Source organism: Acinetobacter sp. YH01021, assembly GCF_013420255.1.
Taxonomy (GTDB): Bacteria; Pseudomonadota; Gammaproteobacteria; order Pseudomonadales; family Moraxellaceae; genus Acinetobacter.
This window is the reverse complement of record NZ_VOYO01000060.1, coordinates 1-3190: the sequence shown is the minus strand read 5'-3', so window position 1 is coordinate 3190 and position 3190 is coordinate 1. Positions and strand designations below refer to the sequence as shown.

The following is a 3190-nucleotide window of genomic DNA, read 5'->3' as shown; positions in this document are numbered from 1 at the left end:
AAAAAAAAGCATATAGCGAACGGCTTCAAAAAAGTATGGTGGGTTTAGAAAATAGAATCTATCGAATCAAGAAAATGCTTTATACAACCTGAAAGGTTGTCAGGGGTTAAGGGGAGGATTCCCCTTACTCATGAACTTTCAATGTACCTTTAGGTGCTTTGAAAGTGGAGTGAGTCCACTTCGCTATCGCAAAGCTCAAAAAGCTCTGCTATCGTGTGTTTTTTCGGTATCGGATTTCTCACATGTCATTTGCTATTTTGCGTATTCAAAAATTGAAGTCGTTTGCAGACGTTGGTGGCAGTCTTTCGCATAATTATCGCAATCGAGAAACGTTAAATGCCGATTCTGACCGCACACATTTGAATGAGCATGAGTTAGATACAAACGAAAAATGTATGACCGCTATTCGTGATCGTATTCCTGAAAAAAGACGCAAAGATGCGGTTTTGTGTATTGAACATCTTGTGACTGCATCACCAGAATGGGACGGCTGGGGAACTGAAAAAGAAACTGCATTTTTTGAGCAGTCGAAAAAATGGCTCGAAAATAAATACGGTAAAAATAATGTCGTCAGCACTACGATTCATAGAGATGAAACAACCCCTCATTTGGTCGCTTACGTTGTTCCAGTCGATGAAGCTACGGGCCGTTTAAACGCAAAAAAATATATCGGTGGATCTCGACATACACTTTCACAGATGCAGACTGATTTTGCAGTTGAAGTAAAAGATTTAGGATTAGATCGGGGCGTACAGGGGAGCAAAGCAAAACATACGTCTATCAAAGAATATTATGAGAAATTGAACAATTACGAAAATGAACCTGGTATTGAAAAAGGTCTCACTTACGAAATACCTGAACCTGAATTTCTTGAGTCAAAAAATACCTACGGTGAGAGAGTCGCAAACGCTATGATTGATCAGATATTTGATCAAATTGCACCACGATTTGACCGAGCGAATGCACTGGCTAGTCAAACTGAAAAATTAAAAAAAGAACTGTCTGATACAAAAAAAACACTTGATGAGGTTCAGCAACGAGCAAAGCCATATTTAGACATAATTAACGAGTATAACCATCCAAATCTTGAGAAAGAATTTAATAAGCAAGTTGCTAAATTAAAAGATAATTTTGATTCAGCACTTGAACATCATAGATTCCTAAAAAGACAGGAAGAACAAGAAAGATTTAACCAACAACGTGAACTTCGCAATCAATTACACTTAGAACAAGAACAGAAAAAACAACTGGCTGAACAAGAAAGGCAGGAAAAAGAACGTTTGGCACTTTTAAGACGTCAAGAATTAGAAAAACAGCGAAAAAATGAGCCTAAAAAACCTGATAACGGCAATGATAACGACTACTCACCCTCATAATACCCATTTAAACGCAAAAAAATGGGGTTTTTAGCCATGTTTGGTGTTTTATGCATGAAAGTATAGTTGAGATAATAAAAACCTCTTAGAACGCAAATTAGAGCGTTTTAGCGAGTGTCTACGAGCGACACAATGAAAATTTGCTTATTCCCCCTCTGAAAAACCGCTTTTGCTTTTTAAAACAGATGAATCGCAGATGTAGCAATGCTTTCAACGCTATATCTATACGTTTATCGACCCAAGTAGTTAGCGAGTGTCTACGAGCGAAGTATTGATGCTTTTGCTCTTCAAAAAGCATGAGCATAGCGAATGCATTATTAACGCTTTTGCTTTTGCTTTTGCTCTTGAAAAGACACGAGCGAAGCGAGTGCCATAGCCTTTGATTTTGCCTTTGATTCTCTTTTTTAGCTTTTAAAAAGCTTTTAAAGACTTTTCGCCCCTCTACAGACCTTACTAGACATAGCTTTCAGACTTTAAAAAAGTACAAACGCCAAGTATTAAAGTACAAACGCCAAGTTAAAAGCACTTAAAAAAGTACAAACGCCAAGTTAAAAAAGTACAAACGCCAAGTATTAAAGTACACAATTAAACTTTGAACTTTTATTGATTAAAAGGTATTGTCTTAAACGATGTACTTTATTTGGAAAATACTATGGATTTGGATGTTAAAAAACACTATCCCAAAGACTGGATAGTTTTACAAAATAGAGTGGTTGAATGCTTTAGAGGTATGTCCCTTGATGAAAAGCGTTTATTTATCATGGCAACCCCTTTGGCAAGAACCACAAAAATATCAAGCAATGATCCTATTTTTATATCTTCGAGTGACTTTTCAAAGGAGTGTGGCATTGACTTATCAACGGCTTATACAGCTTTAGAATTGGCATCTGAACGCCTATTTACTCGGTTCTTTGGTTACACCAATGCTGAGGGTGACAGGGTAAAAATGCGTTGGCTAAACAAGGTGATTTATAAGGCAGGACAAGGCGGTTCAGAACTATATTTTACCGATGAAGTACTGCTATTACTTAGAGAGTTTGACGCCCTAAACCCTTATACCAAGTATAAAAAAGAGGTCGTTTTACGGCTTAAAAAAGACTACTCGCTAGACTTCTATCACTTGGCTAAGAAACACCAAACAATGGGCGGTTTTCAAATCAGCCTAGACGAATTATTTCAGCAGTTGGGCTTGCCTGAATCCTATCAAGACCTAAGCAACCTAAAAAAACGTGTAATTAAGCCATCACTGGACGAGATCACAGCCAACACCGACATAGACCTAAGCTATGAGAATGTGAAACGTGGGCGTTCCGTGGTTGGCTTTAAGTTCACTGTCAAAGAAAAACCAAAGCCCAAAGTTATAGAAACAGGACGAGATCCAAATACACCTGACCTATTCCACAAAATGACAGAATCTCAACTTGATACGTTTAGCAGTAAACTTTCAGAACTCCCTGAAGTGCAAAAGATGGCACATGCAGGCGAAGATATGAAACCATTTATTGCTCGTATTCGTTCGATGCTCAAAGACTCTGAAAAACAAAAAACGTTGCTTCCCCATCTAGCAAAATTAGGATTTAAATCGAAATGATGTTTGAGAAAAAAATTACTCAGTTTGAAAGGGAAGTTTTGCTACAAGAAAAAATTGAGCAGCTCGAAAACGAGCTTAAAGAATTTTCTGATCTTCAAAAAAAAGCATATAGCGAACGGCTTCAAAAAAGTATGGTGGGTTTAGAAAATAGAATCTATCGAATCAAGAAAATGCTTTATACAACCTGAAAGGTTGTCAGGGGTTAAGGGGAGGATTCCCCTTA

Annotated in this window: 3 protein-coding genes; all 3 read left to right on the top strand. The window is 37.5% G+C overall.

Annotated features, from left to right (window positions below):
* The first annotated feature begins 242 nt into the window (after nucleotides 1–242).
* The 3 genes from mobV to FTT86_RS15730 all read left to right on the top strand — a co-directional run bounded on the left by mobV (nucleotide 243) and on the right by FTT86_RS15730 (nucleotide 3155).
* Complete coding sequence (gene mobV / locus FTT86_RS15740; protein WP_171530389.1) at nucleotides 243–1376, top strand: MobV family relaxase; 1134 nt, start codon at nucleotides 243–245, stop codon at nucleotides 1374–1376.
* 652 nt (nucleotides 1377–2028) lie between these two features.
* Nucleotides 2029–2967: a replication initiation protein gene (locus FTT86_RS15735; protein ID WP_005080187.1), complete on the top strand. Its 939-nt coding sequence runs from the start codon at nucleotides 2029–2031 to the stop codon at nucleotides 2965–2967.
* Nucleotides 2964–3155, top strand: a complete 192-nt coding sequence (locus FTT86_RS15730) for a hypothetical protein (RefSeq protein ID WP_180181480.1) — start codon at nucleotides 2964–2966, stop codon at nucleotides 3153–3155. Before FTT86_RS15735 ends, FTT86_RS15730 begins: the two co-directional genes overlap by 4 nt.
* The last annotated feature ends 35 nt before the right edge of the window (nucleotides 3156–3190 follow it).

Coding starts and splice junctions, on each gene's coding strand:
- mobV (WP_171530389.1), top strand. CDS start 243: ATGTCATTTGCTATTTTGCGTATTCAAAAATTGAAGTCGTTTGCAGAC.
- FTT86_RS15735 (WP_005080187.1), top strand. CDS start 2,029: ATGGATTTGGATGTTAAAAAACACTATCCCAAAGACTGGATAGTTTTA.
- FTT86_RS15730 (WP_180181480.1), top strand. CDS start 2,964: ATGATGTTTGAGAAAAAAATTACTCAGTTTGAAAGGGAAGTTTTGCTA.